The organism is Pseudoalteromonas citrea (assembly GCF_000238375.3).
Taxonomy (GTDB): Bacteria; Pseudomonadota; Gammaproteobacteria; order Enterobacterales; family Alteromonadaceae; genus Pseudoalteromonas; species Pseudoalteromonas citrea.
In genome coordinates this window covers 150,757-170,590 of the sequence record NZ_AHBZ03000021.1, presented here as the reverse complement: position 1 = coordinate 170,590, position 19,834 = coordinate 150,757, and the positions used below count along the sequence as shown (strand labels likewise).

21 protein-coding genes, 6 tRNA genes and 1 pseudogene are annotated in these 19,834 nt (G+C 40.4%); 15 read left to right on the top strand and 13 right to left on the bottom strand.

The features are described 5' to 3' along the window. Positions 1-537: 537 nt before the first annotated feature. The 5 genes and pseudogenes from PCIT_RS12670 to PCIT_RS12650 form a co-directional block, all read right to left on the bottom strand. Positions 538-1,433, bottom strand: a pseudogene (locus PCIT_RS12670) (IS5 family transposase). A 94-nt stretch (positions 1,434-1,527) separates the two neighbouring features. After that, a tRNA-Val gene (locus PCIT_RS12665) sits at positions 1,528-1,604 on the bottom strand. A gap of 27 nt (positions 1,605-1,631) precedes the next feature. Then, positions 1,632-1,708: transfer RNA gene (locus PCIT_RS12660), tRNA-Val, on the bottom strand. A gap of 114 nt (positions 1,709-1,822) precedes the next feature. Further along, a complete protein-coding gene (locus PCIT_RS12655; RefSeq protein ID WP_010363980.1) occupies positions 1,823-2,833 on the bottom strand; it encodes a DUF3080 family protein in 1,011 nt (336 codons plus the stop codon). Then, positions 2,811-4,160, bottom strand: coding sequence for an MATE family efflux transporter (locus PCIT_RS12650; RefSeq protein WP_010363978.1), 1,350 nt, complete (start codon positions 4,158-4,160; stop codon positions 2,811-2,813). The genes PCIT_RS12655 and PCIT_RS12650 overlap by 23 nt, the downstream gene beginning before the upstream one ends. A gap of 147 nt (positions 4,161-4,307) precedes the next feature. On the opposite strand from PCIT_RS12650, the gene PCIT_RS12645 reads away from it, so the two are divergent. Next, positions 4,308-4,943, top strand: a complete 636-nt coding sequence (locus tag PCIT_RS12645; RefSeq protein ID WP_010363977.1) for a riboflavin synthase — start codon at positions 4,308-4,310, stop codon at positions 4,941-4,943. Positions 4,944-4,972: 29 nt separating this feature from the next. On the opposite strand, the gene PCIT_RS12640 is transcribed toward PCIT_RS12645, so the two are convergent. Continuing rightward, positions 4,973-5,176, bottom strand: coding sequence for a CPXCG motif-containing cysteine-rich protein (locus PCIT_RS12640; protein ID WP_010363976.1), 204 nt, complete (start codon positions 5,174-5,176; stop codon positions 4,973-4,975). Between the two features lie 85 nt (positions 5,177-5,261). Beyond that, complete coding sequence (locus tag PCIT_RS12635; RefSeq protein ID WP_010363975.1) at positions 5,262-6,116, bottom strand: fructosamine kinase family protein; 855 nt, start codon at positions 6,114-6,116, stop codon at positions 5,262-5,264. A 217-nt stretch (positions 6,117-6,333) separates the two neighbouring features. Here PCIT_RS12635 and PCIT_RS12630 point away from each other — a divergent pair, with 217 nt between their 5' ends. Next, on the top strand, positions 6,334-7,032 hold the full coding sequence (locus PCIT_RS12630; RefSeq protein WP_010363974.1) for a hypothetical protein: 699 nt from the start codon (positions 6,334-6,336) through the stop codon (positions 7,030-7,032). 59 nt (positions 7,033-7,091) lie between these two features. Here PCIT_RS12630 and PCIT_RS12625 read toward each other — a convergent pair whose 3' ends face one another. After that, positions 7,092-7,448: a DUF3718 domain-containing protein gene (locus PCIT_RS12625; RefSeq protein WP_010363972.1), complete on the bottom strand. Its 357-nt coding sequence runs from the start codon at positions 7,446-7,448 to the stop codon at positions 7,092-7,094. Between the two features lie 272 nt (positions 7,449-7,720). Between PCIT_RS12625 and PCIT_RS12620 the strand changes: the two genes are divergently transcribed. The 3 genes from PCIT_RS12620 to PCIT_RS12610 all read left to right on the top strand — a co-directional run bounded on the left by PCIT_RS12620 (position 7,721) and on the right by PCIT_RS12610 (position 11,249). Then, positions 7,721-8,515, top strand: a complete 795-nt coding sequence (locus tag PCIT_RS12620) for a hypothetical protein (protein ID WP_010363970.1) — start codon at positions 7,721-7,723, stop codon at positions 8,513-8,515. Positions 8,516-8,625: 110 nt separating this feature from the next. Next, positions 8,626-10,008 (top strand): amidohydrolase, encoded by a 1,383-nt coding sequence (locus tag PCIT_RS12615; RefSeq protein ID WP_010363968.1) that lies wholly within the window; start codon positions 8,626-8,628, stop codon positions 10,006-10,008. Positions 10,009-10,019: 11 nt separating this feature from the next. After that, on the top strand, positions 10,020-11,249 hold the full coding sequence (locus tag PCIT_RS12610) for an amidohydrolase family protein (RefSeq protein ID WP_010363967.1): 1,230 nt from the start codon (positions 10,020-10,022) through the stop codon (positions 11,247-11,249). Between the two features lie 84 nt (positions 11,250-11,333). Here the strand turns inward: PCIT_RS12610 and PCIT_RS12605 are convergent, their stop codons facing one another. Genes PCIT_RS12605 through PCIT_RS12585 form a run of 5 tightly spaced genes read right to left on the bottom strand, consistent with a single transcriptional unit; the run spans position 11,334 to position 13,363 of the window. Beyond that, on the bottom strand, positions 11,334-11,663 hold the full coding sequence (locus PCIT_RS12605) for a TusE/DsrC/DsvC family sulfur relay protein (protein WP_010363964.1): 330 nt from the start codon (positions 11,661-11,663) through the stop codon (positions 11,334-11,336). A 2-nt stretch (positions 11,664-11,665) separates the two neighbouring features. Continuing rightward, positions 11,666-11,932 (bottom strand): hypothetical protein, encoded by a 267-nt coding sequence (locus PCIT_RS12600; RefSeq protein ID WP_010363962.1) that lies wholly within the window; start codon positions 11,930-11,932, stop codon positions 11,666-11,668. A 2-nt stretch (positions 11,933-11,934) separates the two neighbouring features. Then, positions 11,935-12,291: a sulfurtransferase complex subunit TusC gene (tusC, locus tag PCIT_RS12595; RefSeq protein ID WP_010363960.1), complete on the bottom strand. Its 357-nt coding sequence runs from the start codon at positions 12,289-12,291 to the stop codon at positions 11,935-11,937. After that, positions 12,288-12,641 (bottom strand): sulfurtransferase complex subunit TusD, encoded by a 354-nt coding sequence (gene tusD, locus PCIT_RS12590; protein ID WP_010363958.1) that lies wholly within the window; start codon positions 12,639-12,641, stop codon positions 12,288-12,290. Before tusD ends, tusC begins: the two co-directional genes overlap by 4 nt. 56 nt (positions 12,642-12,697) lie before the next feature. Further along, positions 12,698-13,363, bottom strand: coding sequence for a Bax inhibitor-1/YccA family protein (locus PCIT_RS12585; protein ID WP_010363956.1), 666 nt, complete (start codon positions 13,361-13,363; stop codon positions 12,698-12,700). 238 nt (positions 13,364-13,601) lie between these two features. Here PCIT_RS12585 and PCIT_RS12580 point away from each other — a divergent pair. The 10 genes from PCIT_RS12580 to nhaC all read left to right on the top strand — a co-directional run bounded on the left by PCIT_RS12580 (position 13,602) and on the right by nhaC (position 19,830). Further along, positions 13,602-13,692, top strand: a tRNA-Ser gene (locus PCIT_RS12580). Positions 13,693-13,746: 54 nt separating this feature from the next. Next, positions 13,747-13,837 (top strand) — tRNA-Ser (locus PCIT_RS12575). A gap of 36 nt (positions 13,838-13,873) precedes the next feature. After that, positions 13,874-13,964, top strand: a tRNA-Ser gene (locus PCIT_RS12570). A 38-nt stretch (positions 13,965-14,002) separates the two neighbouring features. After that, a tRNA-Ser gene (locus PCIT_RS12565) sits at positions 14,003-14,093 on the top strand. A 150-nt stretch (positions 14,094-14,243) separates the two neighbouring features. Next, complete coding sequence (locus PCIT_RS12560; RefSeq protein ID WP_010363954.1) at positions 14,244-14,618, top strand: hypothetical protein; 375 nt, start codon at positions 14,244-14,246, stop codon at positions 14,616-14,618. A gap of 133 nt (positions 14,619-14,751) precedes the next feature. Next, complete coding sequence (locus tag PCIT_RS12555) at positions 14,752-15,210, top strand: GAF domain-containing protein (RefSeq protein ID WP_010363953.1); 459 nt, start codon at positions 14,752-14,754, stop codon at positions 15,208-15,210. Beyond that, the gene (locus PCIT_RS12550; protein WP_010363951.1) at positions 15,210-15,488 is read left to right on the top strand and encodes a hypothetical protein; all 279 of its coding nucleotides are present in this window, start codon (positions 15,210-15,212) and stop codon (positions 15,486-15,488) included. The genes PCIT_RS12555 and PCIT_RS12550 overlap by 1 nt, the downstream gene beginning before the upstream one ends. A 15-nt stretch (positions 15,489-15,503) precedes the next feature. After that, positions 15,504-16,154 carry an RNA chaperone ProQ gene (gene proQ, locus PCIT_RS12545; RefSeq protein ID WP_010363949.1) on the top strand — a complete coding sequence of 217 codons (651 nt, stop codon included), beginning with the start codon at positions 15,504-15,506 and terminating at the stop codon, positions 16,152-16,154. Between the two features lie 10 nt (positions 16,155-16,164). Beyond that, positions 16,165-18,195: a carboxy terminal-processing peptidase gene (gene prc / locus PCIT_RS12540; RefSeq protein WP_010363947.1), complete on the top strand. Its 2,031-nt coding sequence runs from the start codon at positions 16,165-16,167 to the stop codon at positions 18,193-18,195. Between the two features lie 180 nt (positions 18,196-18,375). Next, positions 18,376-19,830 carry a Na+/H+ antiporter NhaC gene (nhaC, locus tag PCIT_RS12535; protein ID WP_010363945.1) on the top strand — a complete coding sequence of 485 codons (1,455 nt, stop codon included), beginning with the start codon at positions 18,376-18,378 and terminating at the stop codon, positions 19,828-19,830. The last annotated feature ends 4 nt before the right edge of the window (positions 19,831-19,834 follow it).

The following is a 19,834-nucleotide window of genomic DNA, read 5'->3' as shown; positions in this document are numbered from 1 at the left end:
CTAAAGTAACAATTATTAGTTTTTGAAAACCACCCACTCGGCAAGTCTCTCACATTATATTGAGTATCGAACATAACCTACGTAGTAAAGGTTATACTTTGCCTTAGCATATGGTTTGCAATATGTTAAAAGTACTTATCAGGTACAAAGTACACTTTATTATCTAAAATGTCACCTACGTTAAATTAATGTTTTTATTTGTGTTGGGTAATATAAGATGGAGGAGCATTATGGTTGTTAATCCTTTTGTTTATAAAATTACCTGTTCCAATTTGTTGAGAGGCAAGCTAGGCTGAATCAAAAGAATTTTAAAGGCCTAACTTACGTATGTTTTATGGCAGGCTACATAAATGTGAAAGCTAATCAGAGAGTGGTCGGTAAGTTAACTTTCCTTATGAAAAATATATCGGGTTCTGGACTTTTATCATTTGGCAATAACAGGTGACGAATACGGCTTTCTGTTATAAACAACTCATTGTTTTGTAATGTTAGGGGCCTTGTTGATCAAATAGCTAATTACCAATCAATTTCTCAGTTTTAACTCTGTTGCTGATATTTGGGCATACCTAGCCCAGCCATTTTATTTATTGCCTGCGCTTTAATCATTGTTTCTGTATGCTGACTATTAAACTGGCGGCTTTTTAGTTTATCACCCATTAATTGTTTAAAACGATACATCGCCGTCTCGGCTAGTGAACGAAGATGGTACCCTGAATTCACTTTCCACTGCGTTAACCCTATTTGGTGCATCATAAATACGGCATTGTTTCTGGGGTGTCCTTCTTCCCAGTATCGGGCATTGTCTCTTGGTGGCGCCCGCATAATCGCTTTTTTGCTGCGACCTCTTCATAGCAACTGCGTGTGTCATATGCTCCATCACCTGTCACTCTGTCACTATTCCTGCGCAATGGCCTGATTAAATCAGCAAGGGCTTCACCATCTGACACATTGACCATCGACAGCTCAGCACCCACAATATCGTGACTTGTCGCATCAATGGCCAAGTGCCATTTTCGCCAAGTTCGGCGCTTAGTCGCACGATGTTTTCTCGCATGCCATTCACCATTTTCGTACACTTTAAGGCCGGTGCTATCGACTACGATATCTATAAAGCCTTTGCCTGCGTTTTTTCTATATTGCACATCAAGTGTTTTACTGCGTTTGCATAAACAGCTATAACCCGGTGATTGCAGCGAGGTATCCATCGTAGTAAGTAAGGAATTTACAAACCCTTCTAAGGCCCTGAGTGGCAAATGGAATACGGCCCTTAAGGTTAAACACGTTTCAATTGCTAAATCAGAATAGTAATTTGAACGACCACGGCCACCGTGCTTTTCAGTATTCTGCCACTTTGAGATGGCACTATCACTTAGCCAAATGTTGATGTTACCGCGTTGAACTAAAGCACGATTGTATTGAGCAAGAGGTGTGATGAGGGGGTGAGTTTATCTCAAGTGAAGTATTTATAGTGATGAATAATTGAATTTTTATGAAGCGAGGTTGGAAATATATGAGGTTTAAGTATTTTGGTACAACCGAGTGGATTCGAACCACCGACCCCTACCATGTCAAGGTAGTGCTCTAACCAACTGAGCTACGGTTGTATTGAAGGTATAAACTCCAAAAGGAGTTGGTACGACCGAGTGGATTCGAACCACCGACCCCCACCATGTCAAGGTGGTGCTCTAACCAACTGAGCTACGGTCGTATTATAACGTTGTTATGTAATGAATATTACTTGGCAACGGCGGCTAATATATAGCGACAATGCGTTTGGATCAAGCGTGTTTTTTAAATTTTTGTTTGTTTGCAGTTTTTTTGCTCATTGCGGGCGAATTTCACACGTTTTATAAAAGCTTTGCCACCACTTTACGTGCAATATAGCACTGGCTTTGATTTGGTTTAACAAAGCGAGATTGTGTTCTGGATTAAAGCGCTCAGCCAATACAGGATGGTTTTGCCAAAGTTTAACGAGTAAAGGTGAGGTTTGCTCTAACATATTAGTGAGTTTTGATTGGTAGGGCTGTAGTGTTTTTAAATAAAATTTTGCAAATATATTACTGAATATTTTGGCTTTTTGCTTATTTTTCCCAGTAGGGCATAGTTCGTTCTCTATATCTATCTTGTTTAGCCAGTGAGTAGTGCTATTATTCAATGCTATCTGGTACTGCGCTGAAGTGACAAGTTTTGGGATAAAGCTATTTTTATGCAATTTTTGGAGCGCTAAGGTGATATCTGACGCAATAACTTGCTCAAGTTCAGCTTTATTTTGTATCTGACGTTGTAGGTTTGACAGTTGTGTGAGCGCTTCGAGGCTTGCGGTTTGCTGTTCTCTATGGCGGTCAAAAGTAATCTCATTGGCTGTTAGATGAGTCAATTTTGCTAGCTCAGCCTCTTTGAACAGCATATGTTCAAACGACTGTACTAACTGTTGCTGCTTTTCTATTTTGACTGCGATTAATTTACCTTCAATGGTATTAGCATCTGTGAGTGGGTCATCAATACACTTTTGTGCTTGTTGTATAAACTCAATATTATATTTGAGTGCCTCACTAGGCAGTTGCACCTTACCGAGTTGATTGTTCTTTTTGGCAATAATTTGACTGAGCTTACAGTGATTTATTTTTGCAAACTCTATGATGGACAAACTTACTTGAGAAGTGGGCTTTTCGACATAGGGTCTGAAGAGTTTTTCAATTTCGGTGTTATCCGGGCCAGCGGTTTCTAATAGGCTACTAAGCCTGCTTTGGTATTCTATATATGTGTCCGTTGGCTGCTTAGAGCAGCCAACAATACACAAGATAGTTATGCTAAGTAATACTAATTTTAACAAGACGGCGCCTTACACTCATTAAGAGTAAAATTGAAGCGACACTAAGGCCAACTATTATCCCAACCCAGAAACCTTTTGGTCCCATTGCTGGAATGAGAATATCTGTTTTAGTTAATACGTAGCCTAAACTAAAACCGATGATCCAATATGAAAAAAACGTGATCCCCGTGATTGGTTTGGTGTATTTTAACCCGCGAAGTACACCATTAGCTGCAACTTGTAACGCATCGGGAAGTTGATAAACACAGGCTAAAATAATGATACTTGAAGCTAACAACGCGACCTGCGTATCATTTGTATAAAGCAACACGATGGCATCTCTACCCAAATATGTAATGAGTGCCACAAACGCCGCAATCATTACAGCAAGCACCAAGCTCGTTGAAATGGCCGTTCTAAGTTGTTGGTGGGCTTGTTGCCCTGATAAGTTGCCAATTCTAATTGCAATTGCCATAGATAAACTCAACGGCATCATAAAGAGTATAGTTGTTACACTCGCAGCGACTTGGTGTCCTGAAACTGCTATTGCCCCTAAATCAGCAATAAATAAAGGTATGCAAGCAAATAGCGTTACCTCAAAGAATGTAGCTAAACAGATCGGTAGGCCTAGCTTGGTGATATAGGTCATGAGTTGAAAGTTAGGCAGTTTAAAATTTTGTAATAGCCATTGTCCCTTTAACTTTTTACTTTTAAGGCTATAAATGATTTGTGCTAGCGCCATAGCCCAAAAAACTAATGCCGTGGCGAGTCCGCATCCAGCGCTACCAAGTGCTGGCATTCCGAGCTTGCCATAGATAAATATATAGTTTGCAATCACATTAATACCAAGCCCGATGATGCTAATGTAAAAAGCTGGTTTAGTGAGCCCGATACCTTCAGTCACATTTCTATACACGGAAAAAAGTAAAAACCCAAGAATGCCCCATTTGACAAAATCGATGTACCCCTGCGCTAAATCTGTGATCTCGGTTGTCGTTCCTAAGTTTAAAAATATAGTTGGCGTGAAGCTTGCGAGGATAAACCCAAAAGAAGAAAGGAGTAAGCATAGGTAAAGGCTTTGCTGAAAATACTGTTTTATGCCTAGCTCATCTTTTGCACCGTAGCAATGCGCTACGATCCCTGTTAATGCGAGTAGGATCCCTTGTAATGAAAAAACGAGTGGATTCCAAATGCCTGTTGCAATTGATAGGGCTGCCAGATCATTGGTGCTGACTTGCCCAGCCATGATCGTATCAACCACAGACATGAGGACCAACATGATTTGTGCTAAAAATACCGGAGTGGCAAGTTGGAGTAAGCGCTTTGCTTCCCAATAACTGAACTTCATAATTACACTACATGAGTAAAAACCCAATATTAATCATACAGGCATCATAAAGCCAGAGATTAATCACTCACTGAATGTGGCTTATGGCTTTAGCGATGAGGTGCAATGAGGTATCATCGTTAGCACTATTACTTATCAAGGTCTTTCATGTTCACAGGTATTGTCCAAACTCAAGCCGCTGTTATTTCCTGTAATAAGTCAGAAGGTATATTGAGACTTGTTCTCTCCGTTGCAAGCAGTTATTTACAACATTTAGATATAGGCGCGAGCATTGCAATTAACGGCTGTTGTTTAACGGTTGTGCGCTATGAAGTTAATCCACAAGATGTCGTAGGGCAAGTATACTTTGATGTGATTGATGAGTCGTTAAAGCTAACAAACTTGGGGTTATTACAACGAGGCTCTAAAGTAAACTTTGAGCGCTCATTAACATTTGGTACAGAAATTGGCGGCCATATCGTGTCGGGACATATTCACTGTGCGGCCGAGGTTGTCTCTGTGATAAAACAACATGATAATTGTAAAATGCATCTAAGCTTGCCTAGTGAATGGCTAAAGTTTGTTCTGTATAAAGGGTTTATTACGATAAATGGCGCAAGCCTAACGGTAGGGGAAGTCGATGAGCGTGGCTTCTGGTTACACTTAATTCCCGAAACGTTATCTATCACTAATCTAGGGCGCGCAGCAGTTGGAGATTTACTTAATATTGAAGTTGATCAACAAACCTACACGATTGTTAATACGGTGGAAGGTTACCTCAGGAAAAGTACGCAAGTAGCTTAGGGAAAGTGCAGTTTCCTTCTGACTTTATTTCAAAATATTTGCTCGTCGTCACTATCGACATGCAACTCGAGCTTATTAAAGGCTCGGTCTATGTGCATGTTTAGGTGTATAGGGTTACAGCAGGCGGTACAATCCTCATAAAAATCTTGATCTCCTTCACTGGCATCAAGACTGACAAATATGTGGTGCCCACAATGTGGGCAACTAATTCTTTGGTCATAAACAGTTTTCATCTGGCTCTCCATTAGGCCTTATCAACCTAATTATTGCACTAAACTAAATATAGCACTTAATGCCAGTATGACAGATTTATTATGCTTATTTTAAAATGTCTTGAACCCTTTGTTTGGCTTGATAGAGGTAATCACCAGCAAACAAGTTTGCATTCAAAAGAATAGGGTAAAGTTGGTAAATTGCTCGATGTGGAACGTTAGTTTGCTCTATGGGTTTGATCGTGTTGTAGCCGCTGTAAAAGGCATCAGGTAGCGGATTGAATAGTTCTGCCATCGCGATATCTACTTCACTGTCGCCGTAATAACAGGCGGGGTTAAACAGACAGGGCTTGCCATGACTGAATGCGATGTTACCCGACCAAAAGTGCCCATGTAATAATGAGGGTTGTACGTGATGCGGTAACAATGTTTTTATTGTTGCTATAAACTCATCAATATTGATCAGCATAACCCCTTTTTCTGCTAATAACTGCAGCTGCCAGCCGATGCGGTCTTCTGCAAAGAATGTTTCCCATTTTTTATGCCATTGGTTTGGTTGTAGTACGTGTTGTATATAATTGTCTTGTTCTAAACCAAACATTTCTTGTTCATGACGTTGATGCATTTTAGCAAGTAAAGCGCCGCAATCGTGCCAATTAGACGTGTCTGGCTGGGTATCTAACCATTCTAGAACCATAAAGCTAAAATCTAAACTAGTGCCTATTGTTATCGTGTCACCCACCATGAAATCACTATCTCTGGTCAAAATGTCTAATGAGTGTGCTTGTGCTTCGAATCGTTCTAGTGCAGTGAGTCGATCTACTTTCACGAGGTAGGTATGCTGCTCATCAGAAATTTTATACAGCTTCTCTGTGTTAGGAGAGGCTAATTGCTCTTTGTGTGTAAACTCAAATGAGTTATGAAGTGCGCTTGAGATTTGTTGATTAACCATATTCCACATGTGAAACATTACCTGAAAACGACAACTGGTTAAACAAACTATGGATGAAAACGGATAGAACTCAAATGAATAGTCGCTTTTTTTACAGCTCATGAGAAGCTGTCAGTAATTAGGCATAGTAATAAGTGCATTATGCGGCTGTTTTTACACTTAAGGAACGTATATTTTTTTGATTCAAACGTATAAAATGCCGCGGTGAAATATATAAGGTGTATCAATGAATAAAAGCTTAATTACAAATATTGTTGCGACGTTATGTGTGTTGGTTGGATACCTCAGTGGGCATGCTATTGTATTCTCAGTTGGTATTTTTGCGCTGTCGGGGGCTGTGACTAATTTAGTTGCAATCCATATGCTCTTTGAGAAAGTGCCATTTCTGTATGGTTCAGGCGTGATCACCTTAAAATTTAAAGAGTTTAAAAGCTCCATTAGAGTATTGATCTTGGAGGAGTTTTTTCACAAAGATAAAATTGCTAATTTATTACAAAGCCAGCAAGATAACTTAGACTTGGCACCCGTCATTAAGAAAGTTGATTTAAATCCTGCATTTGACACGCTAGTAGGCGTGATTGAGTCTTCACAATTTGGACCTATGCTTACGATGTTTGGCGGCACTGAAGCGTTGCAGCCTATGCGAAGTTCATTTGTGGAAAAAATGCAAGATACTCTTATTGATATTACACAAGAGTCTAAATTTAAAGAACTGATGGTGAGTGAACTGGTAGGGGGCAATGCATCGACAATCCACGATACGATTGAACAGGCTGTTGATCACCGGTTAGATGAATTAACTCCCTCTATGGTCAAAGATATCATTCAAAATATGATAAAAACACATTTAGGCTGGCTGGTTGTGTGGGGTGGCGTATTTGGCGGTGTATTTGGTTTAATAGCTGCCCTGATAGATGTTACTTAAGGTCTTACAAAGTGAATGCGCTAAGTGTATTTAGCGCATTATTAATTTAACTCAAACACTTATTTAGACCCTGATAGCATGACTGGTGCGGATGTATCCTTTGTCATTGCGGAAAGGTCCTTAATGTGGGTACTGGTTGACGTATTTATATTTAAAAACTGCACTGATTTCGTGAGGTTGTAGCGTGAAGCAAATGCAGTAATTGGCATTTCGTTACAAGCTAAACGATTATTTAGTACGGCCTTGCTTATATTATGCTCACGGATCTCTTTTCGCAGTGTGAGTTTATGGTTAGAGGCCACGGCCATACAAAGTTGTGTGGCAACGGAGTTGTCATTTGCTACAAATTCATTTGCAGAAGAATATGTAGACGTAAAAATAATTGCGACGCTGGCTAATACGGTGACTGTGTTCATTGTGTTGCTCCATTTTATGGTGGTGTGTGAATACAGTACAAGTATTACTCGACTTCTTTATGAATGCTGTAAAGCAATATCGACAGAGTGTAACCAAGTGTGTGAATGTAAATAGGCTGGCACAAGATCATAATATTAAAAGGCTTTTTAAAATAAAACAGACATACTTTATTATCTAATTTTTTAGTTTCGTTATTCTCACATTGTGTTATCAGTAATTTACCTTTGCTTTAGCATTATTTTAAAACTTATCATTTGTGTAATGTAAATTTATGTCAAAACATTTCGAAACGTTGTCAAAGTATTATCAAAAGGCATTGGCAAAATCTATAGAGTTTAACCATGCATGTTATTACTGTGGTTGTGAAGCGACAGATACAGATTATTGCCCGCCATTAAGTGATTGTGAATTGGTGATTGAGCTGTCTGAAACAGCAGATTTTGTTGCAGTGTCTAGTTGTTATGAGTGTTCAGCTTTACTAAAAAATGAACGCGATTTAACTTTGGTTAGCCGAGTTAAAAAGCTCAAAAGTAAACTCGCCAAAAAGTATGCTCAAGCCGTGCGTATATTCCATGTTTGGGAAAAAGATGAACTATCGCAAATGAGCCCAGAATTTCATACCAGTATTGAAGCAGGTATTCGATTAGGTAAAGAAACCCAAGAGCGATTAGATTTTCCAAACTATGCATTAGAAATTTCGGGGTCTTCTGTGGCCCCTTTCGAATCACGTACAGAGTTTTTTGTTGATGGTAGCTGTTTTGATAATTTTAAAAGCGCGTTAGCGTATTGCTACTCCCATCATAGTGTCAAAAAAGGGGCGTTTTATACGCTTTTAGTCGAAGAATGTAGTGGGGATTTTGATAAAGCGTTGAGTAAATATAAACATCGCTATACTAAGGTGAAGAGTACTGCAAAATCATCAGATGTCATAAAAGCGTTTGCTAAACAGCACAAACAAAACTCTGATTTTGTGATTAGAGCCAGTGAACAATTATCAAAGCGGCATCCAGAACTTGATCTGGAAGGAGTGCTTGCTAAGTTATATGATGACTACATAGCGCGATAGTGCAGCAGATAATCGTGAAATTTATCGTGTAATATTGCGTTTTAAAGTATTTAAATCGCCTTTTAACGCTATATTCGTTACAGTGCAAAAAAACAGAAGAGATGACAACAATGCAAAAATTTGCTCCCTCCGTATTAGTGCTAGCACTTGGTGCTGCGCTGGCGGGCTGTCAAGACCAAGGCCCGCAAAAAGACCACGTTAAGATTAACAAAAACCCATATCCAAGCACCTATTCAGTGTCTGATAATAGTTCAACTTTGATCACTAATGCCACCGTTTTAACTGGTACAGGTGAAAAGTTAGAGCAAGCAGATGTGTTTATTGTTGATGGCAAGATTGCACAGGTTGGGAAAGACTTAAGTGTCAGCGCTGACAATACCATTGATGCGCAAGGTAAGTGGGTAACTCCAGGTATTATTGATGTTCACTCCCATTTAGGTGCATACCCGAGTCCGTCTGTTGAATCTCATCAAGATGGTAATGAGATGACTAGTCCTAATACAGCAGAAGTATGGGTTGAGCATTCAGTATGGCCTCAAGATCCTGGATTTAATCGTGCACGTGAAGGCGGGATCACAACGTTACAGATATTACCTGGTTCAGCAAATTTATTTGGTGGCCGCGGTGTTACATTGAAAAATGTCCCTGCGCATACAATGCAAGGCATGAAATTTCCAAATGCGCCTTATGGGCTAAAAATGGCCTGTGGTGAAAACCCCAAGCGTGTATATGGTTCTCATAAAATTGCGCCTCAGACGCGCATGGGTAATATGGCAGGGTACCGTCAGGCGTGGATTGAAGCGACAGAGTATAAATCTGCTTGGGAGCAGTATGATGCTGCCCATGCCGCAGGTTTGAACCCTGATGCACCAAAGCGTGATATTAAGTATGATACGCTACGTGGCGTGTTAGACGGAGAAGTCATGATCCATAACCACTGCTATAAAGCAGAAGAAATGGCAATGATGATTGATTTAGCAAAAGAATTTAACTATCACGCAGGCACATTCCATCATGGTATTGAAGCGTACAAAATAGCAGATATGTTAGCTGAAAATGGCAGTTGTGCGGCACTATGGCCAGACTGGTGGGGCTTCAAAATGGAAGCGTACGATATGGTGCAAGAAAATGTGGCCATCGTTGATGCTGTTAAGAACTCGTGTGCTGTTGTCCATTCAGACTCTGACATTACTATCCAGCGACTAAACCATGAAGCGTCAAAAGTGATGCATACGGTGAACCAAAATGGCTTTGCGATAAAAGAACAAGATGCCATCAAGTGGATCACTTACAATGCGGCTAAATCGTTAGGTGTTGAAAATGAAACTGGTTCATTAAGCAAGGGTAAGCAAGCGGATGTGGTGATTTGGGATAAAAACCCGTTTAGCGTTTATTCTAAAGCAGAGACCGTTTATGTTGATGGCGCCAAAGTATACGATAGAAATGATGAAAAATATCAAGCTGTTAGTGATTTCATGCTTGGCCAAAGGTAGGAGTGCACACCATGACTAAATTTAAAATATCATTAATTACCGGTGCGTTGCTTGCTACTTCTTCGGTATTTGCTCAAGTGACAGCGATCACGAATGCCACTGTCCACACTTCAACAAAGCAAGGCGTTTTAAATGATGCGACTGTTGTTATTGAAGACGGAAAAATCACAGCGATTAATCCGGCTGAGTTAGCCGCGGATGTAACCATTGATGCGAAAGGTCAAGTTTTAACGGCGGGCTTTATCGGGTCGATGAATCAATTAGGGTTGGTAGAAGTCGGTGCTGTATCACGTTCTCGTGATGCGGGAGACGATAAAGCGGGTATTGATTTTGACACGAGCACAGCATTTAACCCTCGCTCTTCCTTGATCCCTTATGCACGTAAGGGCGGTGTAACACAAAATGTGACAGTACCTCATGGTGGCGATAGCATTTTCGCTGGTTTAGCGTTTGTCGCTGACTTAAGCGGTGAGTTTGGCAGTGTTACTGATAAACATACTGCCTTAGTTGTGCATTTGGGTGCAAAAAGTAAAGGTTCACGTGCTTTATCTTATAAGCAGTTTGTTGATAAGTTAGAAGGTCAGCAAAAGGCGTTGGCAGAAAAAGATGATGAAAAAGACAAAAAGCCGTCTTTAGAAGCACAAATTTTGACGCAAGTCCTGGATGGCTCTATGCCTGTTGTAACGCATTTGACGCGCGCTTCAGACATATTAGAGATCATTAAGATCAAAGAGCAGTTTGGTATTAATGTCATAATTTGGGGCGGTGAAGATGCTCAATTGGTGAAAAATCAGCTTGCTGATGCACAAATCCCCGTTATTGTAAGCGCGGTCTCGAATTTACCGTCTGATTTTGATTCACTACATGCGAGTTTAGAAACGGCAGGTGCGTTAGAGAAAGCGGGTGTTAAAGTGATATTGTCTATTGGCGGAGATGGTAGCCACAACGTTTACCAATTGCGCTTTGATGCGGGTATTGCTGTGTCAAATGGTATGAGCCATGAAGGCGCAATCAAAGCTCTGACGTCTAATATAGCTGACACCTTTGGTATTGAAGGTGGTAAAATTGCTGAGGGTCAACGTGCAGACCTCGTTCTTTGGAGTGCGGATCCGTTCGAGATCAGTACACATGTCCAAAAAATGTGGATCAATGGTGAAGAGGTTAGTACTGAATCTCGCCACGATAAGCTACGCGAGCGTTATACAACAGACTCTAAGCTACCACGCGCTTATACAAAGTAAATTAAATTATGATTTAAAAAGGCGCTTTCATAGCGCCTTTTTTTGTATTTTTGACCCATGTTAGGGCGGGTTATGCCCTAGAACTTAAATACAGCGCGCCGGTTTTGGTAAACCTGCTATTTTAGTAGCTTGCTTCGCGGGACCTTTTGGGAATAACTTGTATAAATAGATACTGTTCCCCTTGTCTTCACCGAGGGCTTTTGCCATGGCCTTTACTAGCATTCTAATTGCTGGACTGGTGTTGTATTCTTCATAGAAATTTCTCACAAAAGTGATCACTTCCCAATGCGCATCACTCAATGTAATATTTTCTTGCTCTGCAATCATAGGCGCTAATTCGTGAGACCAAAGCGTATGGTCGAGTAAGTAGCCTTGCTTGTCTGTTTCAATGATTTGATTATTTATTTCTAACATAGTTACCAAGTAATTGATTTTTTTGCATTGTCGATGAGATTTACCCATTCAACGTCGCTTATAGAAGAAAATGATGGATGTGCAGTAATGCCTCTAGCCACTAGACAATGAGATAACACATATTGTTTGCTTGCTAAGTTTTGATAGCTAGCTTGATCAAAGCACGCTTCACCCATTAATAAGATACCATCTGTTTCACTAATTAATGAGGTGACAGCAATACTATTAAGTGTGCTGAGCGGTTTTGAGAAAATATGTAATGTGTTCATTTTTATAATGTCACTATATGGTCTTGTTGAGTAATTAACTGACGCTGTTGCTCAGTGTTGACAATTTGAACATCAATGCTCAACTCCGTCGCTGTTAGCTGATATAAATCGAGTGCTGACTGGCAAACATACACTTGGTCTATGTCATATATTTCAAGCATTTTTATAGACTTTAAAAAGTTTTTTATGCCCATTTCATGTGGCGCCTGCTCCGACTTTAGTGCCAATACAGCCGGCCCCTGAAAAAGCCAACTGATATTTTGGTCAATTGCGGCAAAAATAAGTGCCATATCTAATGCATCACGCGCATGCATATTATCAAATGGACTATGACTGCTGATCACCATTATATTTTTCATTTAAACTGCACCCATTTATCAGATTGGGCGGTTAACATCGCAAATTCGGCAAGTCCTGCAACTTTAAATATACCGGTGTTAGCGGTGTCTATACCGCGCTTTTCTGCTGCTGTAACACATAAAATAAGTGAGATACCTCTGTTGAACAGCGATTGCCAAATTTCAGCGATATTAAGCTCGTCACTGGCCAGTTGCAGATTTTGAGAGGCATGGTAAACACCATCTTGATATAAAAAAATGCAGGGGATTTGGTGACCTTCCGCTAAAACAGCATCAGCAAACCGAGATAAATTGTGCAGCGTAAGGTGATCCGAGACACCAGAATGTAATGAGAGTACAAATTTACTCAAAATTAGCCCATAAAAAAAGCCCCAACAATGGGGCTTAGTTTACCAGAACTAGCTGGTTAGTCATCATTTAAGCCTAAAAGGGCTAGCAATGATGTGAATAGGTTATAGATATTTAGGTATAAGCTAACGGTTGCCATAACGTAGTTAGTCTCACCACCGTTTACGATACGGCTCGTATCATAAAGGATCAAACCAGACATTAATAACACGACAGCGGCATTGATTGCCATGAATGCAATGCTACTACCGATAAAGATATTAACGATACTTGAAATGACAACAACGATTAAACCAACCGTTAAAAAGCCACCCATAAATGAGAAGTCTTTTTTGGTTGTTAGTGCATATGCTGATAAACCGAAGAAAATTAGAGCTGTCGAACCAAGCGCTTGCATAATCAACAATGTACCATTTGGCATTGCAGCATAATGGTTAAGCAGTGGACCTAAGCCAAAGCCCATAATGCCGGTAAATAAGAACACTAGACCAATTGCAGAAGACGAATTCGCTTTTTTCTGGATAACAAAAATAAGACCGAAACCAATCAGTGAACATACGATACCAGTGAAACGAGGTAAAGCCATTGTCATTGAAATAGCTGCAGTAACCGCGCTAAAAGCAAGCGTCATAGCTAACAAAAAGTACGTATTTTTAAGTACCTTATTAGTTTCGATTGTCGACATAGCTGGTTGAGCTGTGCCATATGAGTGGTTGAACGCCATGTTAAACTCCTTAAGTGAAACAATGTTCCGATAATTAAACTGTAGTAAGGTTACCAAGACTTATATGGTTGGGCAAACTTTGTCGATCAAATAGAGCCTTAATAAAATAAAAAGTTCCATCTCTCTCCTGTGTTTGCTGTATGTTTAAACGAATGAGCTGTTTTTTAAGCACTTAAACGCTTTTTTAAAAAAAAAGCTTCACATTGTCAAAGGGATTATCTAATATTCGCCCCGCTGCGGAGAGATGGCTGAGTGGTCGAAAGCACCGGTCTTGAAAACCGGCAAGGGTTTGTAGCCCTTCTAGGGTTCAAATCCCTATCTCTCCGCCACTAAATATATAAGGTTTGTAGGTGTTTTTTACAAGCTTTAGCAGTAAAAATTTCGGAGAGATGGCTGAGTGGTCGAAAGCACCGGTCTTGAAAACCGGCAAGGGTTTGTAGCCCTTCTAGGGTTCAAATCCCTATCTCTCCGCCATTTATTTCTAACTATCGAATAGTTAGCGCAGTATTCGGAGAGATGGCTGAGTGGTCGAAAGCACCGGTCTTGAAAACCGGCAAGGGTTTGTAGCCCTTCTAGGGTTCAAATCCCTATCTCTCCGCCATTTTATAACTAGCTTGAGATAAGCTAGTGCACTTTTTCGGAGAGATGGCTGAGTGGTCGAAAGCACCGGTCTTGAAAACCGGCAAGGGTTTGTAGCCCTTCTAGGGTTCAAATCCCTATCTCTCCGCCATTATTCTTAAATGGATACCAAGCCGCTTTTATAGCGGCTTTTTTTTACTCTAAATTTCACTGTGTTGATTCAATTCGACTAAAGTCGACTGGCTTCTGATGGCCAATGCTTTAATAGTAATGGCATTGTTGTAGTAGCTGGATTAAAGACATGAAACAGTTGTTAGTAAAAAGTATAGGGATGTCGTTATTATCGCCGCTCATTATAGGCTCAATTTTGGGGTTATATTATGGGTTGGTGTTGGAACAACCGCTACTCTCGGTATTTGTTGGCTTACTGATGAGCGCGCTCGCTAATGCACATATCGTGGGACTGGCCATGGCTGCTTTTGTGGTGCCTGGGTATTTATTGATGTATAAACACAACAAGGTGCAATACTCGGCTGTATTAACACTTGGCATGCTTGGTGGCGCGGTATTTAGTTATTTACTGGGAGCAAGCACAGGGGGTGGTTTTTTAGTGAATACAGTCATGGCGGCGCTGGCTGCTGGGTTGTTTCTCTATGGCTTACGGCGCTTTGCTTAGCTGGCTGCTGCTAATTTAATCAAGCAAGCTGAAATTTACAGATAATTAATACTTTTTCTGCAGAAAAGGTTTCAATTAATAGCTTGAAAGAGTACCTTAAGCTTTTGTATGACGTAACTGTGATATTAAGTAGATGCAGAAGCAAGATTTTTATCAGACACTTGTAAACCAAACTAATTCTTTAATTTGTGATGAACGTAACGTCATTGCAAATATGGCGAATATCAGTGCACTTTTATTTACGTCTTTAGACGATATTAATTGGGCTGGTTTTTATCTTATAGATACACCTCAAGAGCTCGTGTTAGGGCCTTTCCAAGGCAACCCTGCTTGTATACGTATCCCTGTAGGTAAAGGTGTATGTGGTACAGCTGCGCAGTCATTAGAAACTCAATTAGTCGATGATGTGCACGCTTTCGCTGGGCATATTGCATGCGATGCGGCATCAAACTCTGAAATTGTTATCCCTGTGATGAAAGAAGGGCGTTTATTTGCAGTTTTAGATATTGACAGCCCTAGCTTGGCAAGGTTTGACGAGCAAGATCAAGTCGGACTTGAAGCTTTGGTGAGATGCTTTGAGGCAACTCTATAATGAAAGATTTAGTCAATGTGCAAGATTACCTCTTTGCAATAGCCGATGTGGGTGATTGGGAAGGGGAAGAAGAGCAAGTTACCGAGACTTTAAATGAGTTAATTCATTTTGCTTGGCAACTTTTACCAGATGATCTCGATTGTGAGACCATCGACAATATAATCAACGGTATATGGGAACATCTTCGTGGTGATTTAGCTTTAATTGAAGTTGAATTTGAAGAGTTAACTGACTGGGTAATACACTATATCCATTCATCATTAGATGAAAAGGTATAACAAATAGGTTTAAAAATGGAAGCCACAAACAAGCTAAAAGATATTAATGAGGTTCTGGATTTTTTATATTCAGAGTTCCCTCAGTGTTTTAAACAAAAAGAGGGCATCAAGCCGCTTAAGGTCGGTATCTTTAAAGATATTGCTGAGCGTATTGAAGGTTCTGAAAAGGTAAGTAAAACTCAAGTACGTCAAGCATTGCGTAAGTACACGTCAAACTGGCGCTATTTGGAAGCGGTTACTAAAAACGAATTCCGTATCGATCTTGATGGAAAAGACGCAGAAAAGGTTGAGCAAGAGCACGTAGAGCACGCGCAAAAAGCCCTTGAAGAAAGCCGTGCTAAAATGGCTAAACGCAAGAAAACCCAACGTCCTCGTCAAGATGGTGATAATAAGTCTTTTAAAAAGAAAGGCCCAGCCCATCCTCGTTCAGGTGATAAAAATACCCGAGTTAATAAAAAGCCTGCTCCACAGCAAGCAAAAAGAAACCCAGGTAAAGTTGAACCATTGCCAGCCAATGAGGTCAAGGTTAATAACAAAGTTAAAGTTAAATTAGGACAAGCTTTGGTTAATGCGACTATTACTGAAGTGAACAAAGATGATGTTCACGTAGAATTAGTAACTGGTATGCAAGTAAAAACCAAAGTAGATAGCCTTTATATAGTTTAAGGAGTTGTGTATGAGTAAAAAGTTGACACTCATTCCCGTTGTAGCAGCGCTGTTATCAAGCGTATCGATTGCGTCACCTGATACGGTGACAGAAAAAGACATACCGGACTTAAAACCGGAAATTCAACATACAACGGCAAGCAAACGGGTGACCAACTTATTTACTCGCCAACACTATAAACGTTTTAAGCTCGATGACGCTTTGGCTGAAGAAATATTTGATCGTTATGTAGAGTCGCTAGATTATACAAAGTCATTATTTCTGCAAAGCGACGTCGATGCTTATAAAAAATATCGGCTTCAATTTGACGATGCTCTGAAAGCTGGGAAGCTAGATTTTGCGTTTGATATGTTCAATATGAGTATGAAACGTCGTTATGAGCGCTTTCAGTTTGCTATTGACTTATTAGGCACTGAAATCACGTTCGATAAACCAGATGCTTTTTATTACGATAGAGAAGATCTCCCTTTTGCGACAAGCCAACAAGAGTTAGATGAATATTGGCGTCAGAGAGTGAAGTCAGACGCACTGCGTCTAAAGCTGACCGGTAAAGAGTGGGATGAAATAAAGAAAATCCTGACTAAAAGATATAAAAATACGCAAAAGCGGTTAGTACAAACCAATAGTGAAGATGCTTTCCAAGTAATGATGAATGCATTTGCACGCAGTGTGGAAGCGCACACCTCTTATCTTTCTCCACGTCGAGCTGAGCAGTTTAAAATGGACATGGACCTAGAGCTTGAAGGCATTGGTGCGGTACTAGGATATGATGAAGATTATACGGTGATCCGGTCGTTGGTACCGGGTGGCCCAGCAGATAAATCTGAGCGGATCAAAGCTGATGATAAAATCGTAGGCGTAGCTCAAGATGGAAAAGAATTCGTTGATGTCATCGGCTGGCGTCTTGATGATGTCGTGGATTTAATTAAAGGCCCTAAAGGGACCAAAGTAAGGTTACAGTATTTAAAAGGCTCTGATGCGCACGGTACGCCAAAAGTAGTTGAAATTACACGCGATAAAATTCGTCTTGAAGACCGCGCAGTAAAGTCAGAAGTATTCGAAGCTAAGTACTCAGATTTGACGAGTAAGATTGGTGTAATTGAAATACCTAGTTTTTACAATAACCTATCAAAAGATGTCAAAATTGAGATCACCAAGCTAAAAGAGCAAGAGGTTGATGGTATCGTCATTGATCTTCGTCAAAATGGCGGAGGATCACTGTACGAAGCAACTCAATTAACTGGCTTGTTTATAGATAAAGGTCCTGTAGTACAAATTCACACCTTATATAATCGCGTTGAAGCGCAAAAAGACCGAGACGGGATCACATTTTATGATGGGCCTATGAGTGTACTCGTTGATAGGTACAGTGCATCGGCATCAGAAATATTTGCAGCAGCCATTCAAGATTATGGTCGTGGTGTTGTGATTGGTGAGCAAACTTTTGGTAAAGGTACCGTTCAACAACATCGTGGTCTTGGAAAAACACTCGATTTATTTAGTAATCCACTGGGTAGCGTGACATATACAATTGCGAAATTTTACCGTATTAATGGTGGGAGTACTCAACATAAGGGCGTGATCCCAGATGTTATGTTGCCGTCAGCAATTGAACCAGAAGAGTGGGGTGAGAGCCAAGAGGATAATGCACTCCCTTGGGATAGTATTAAACGTGCATCATACAATAGCTTGGATAATCTCACTCCATTGGTTAAATATGTAGACTCTAAGCATATAGCGCGTATGCAAACGGAACCTGAATTCAATTATGTTTATGACGATATAGCTCGTTATAAAGAGCAAAAAGATGATAAGAAAATTTCTTTGATGGAATCCGAGCGCTTAAAAGAACGCGAAGAATCTGAGCAAAGAGCCTTAGCAAGAACGAATGCGCGATTAAAACGCTTAGGACTGGAAGCAATTAAAGATTTAGATGACGTACCAGATGTAATTGGAGAGCTAGACCCATATCTTGAAGAAGCGGCGTTAATCACACAGGACTTGATTTCGTTTGGTCGACTGGCGAAAAACGACCTCTAATACGACCCCTATATAGATACAAAGGCGCTTAGGCGCCTTTTTTGTTACGTATTTAACAGTGAATTTGTTATTATGCTGACAATTAATTTGCTACCCGCAAATATGGCAACAATGGTCCCACCTTGGGACTAGAAAAATAAGAATAAGCATTAGCATTAGCTATGCAGAGGAGTGCTCAATTTGAAACAACAAAAAGTACCATCACTATTGGATGCACTGACGCCAATAGTGGTTCTTGTCAGCTTATTAGGGGCTGCTGTCTATCTATACGGCGATAATTCATCTTCTGGCCCTAATCAAATAGCTTTGCTGTTCGCAACATTTACGGCAGCATTAGTTGGCTTAAAGAATGGATATACATGGAAAACGCTTGAAGAGGCCATGATCAAAGGGATCACGATTTCTCTTGGTGCTATCTTAATTCTATTGATGGTTGGTGCATTAATTGGTACTTGGCTATTATCGGGGACCGTACCGACATTAATTTACTACGGGCTACAAATCATCAACCCCAGTTGGTTTTATGCTGCAAGCTGTTTAATTTGCGGCATTGTTGCAATGAGCATTGGTAGCTCTTGGACCACAGCCGCTACCATTGGTGTTGCATTACTCGGCGTAGCCACAGGTTTAGGATTAGACCAAGTAGTGACTGCGGGTGCGGTAATCTCAGGAGCGTATTTTGGTGATAAACTGAGTCCATTATCTGAAACAACGAACTTAGCGCCTGCGGTAGCTGGTGCTGACTTGTTTGAGCATATACATCATATGCTGTGGACGACGGTACCAAGCTTTGTCATTGCGTTGATCATATTTATTTTCATGGGGTTTAACGCTGATGTCAGTGCTGACGTAGGACGAATCGACGAAATCGTAGGGATCCTGCAAGGTAATTTTAACATCAATTTATTCATGCTTATTCCGTTATTGGTACTGTTAGTGCTAGCCTTTAAGAAAATGCCTGCTTTTCCAGCTATATCAATTGGTGCTGTCGTAGGGGCTATATGGGCTATCTTATTTCAGGGGGAGCTGTTACAAAGTCAAATTGATGCTTCTCAAGGAGAGCTAATAGGGTACTTTAAACTGGTGTGGGCTACTTTTTACGAAGGGTTTAACATCTCAACGGGCGACGTTAAAATGGATGATCTGCTCAGTGGTGGTGGTATGGCGAGCATGCTGACAACGACTTGGTTGATTATGACAGCCTTAATGTTTGGCGCCATTATGGAGAAAACGGGGTTATTAGAGATATTTGTCCGAAGCATTCTAAAAATAGCCAAAAGCACTGGGTCATTAATTGCTTCAACAATAGCAACATGTATCGGGACCAATGTGGTCGCGGCCGATCAATATATTGCTATTGTCGTACCAGGGCGTATGTTTAAAGATGAGTATAAAAAGCGTGGATTACGCAGTGTAAACCTATCAAGAACACTGGAAGATGGGGGGACTATCACCAGTCCGTTGATCCCTTGGAATACCTGTGGTGCTTACATGCAAAGCGTTCTACTAATTAACCCATTTGACTATGCGATATATGCGTTCTTTAATCTAATTAACCCTCTGTTAGCCGTTATCTATGCTTATTTAGGCGTCAAAATATTGAGGATCAAGCCTAAAAATTTAGAGCAAGCTTAATTCG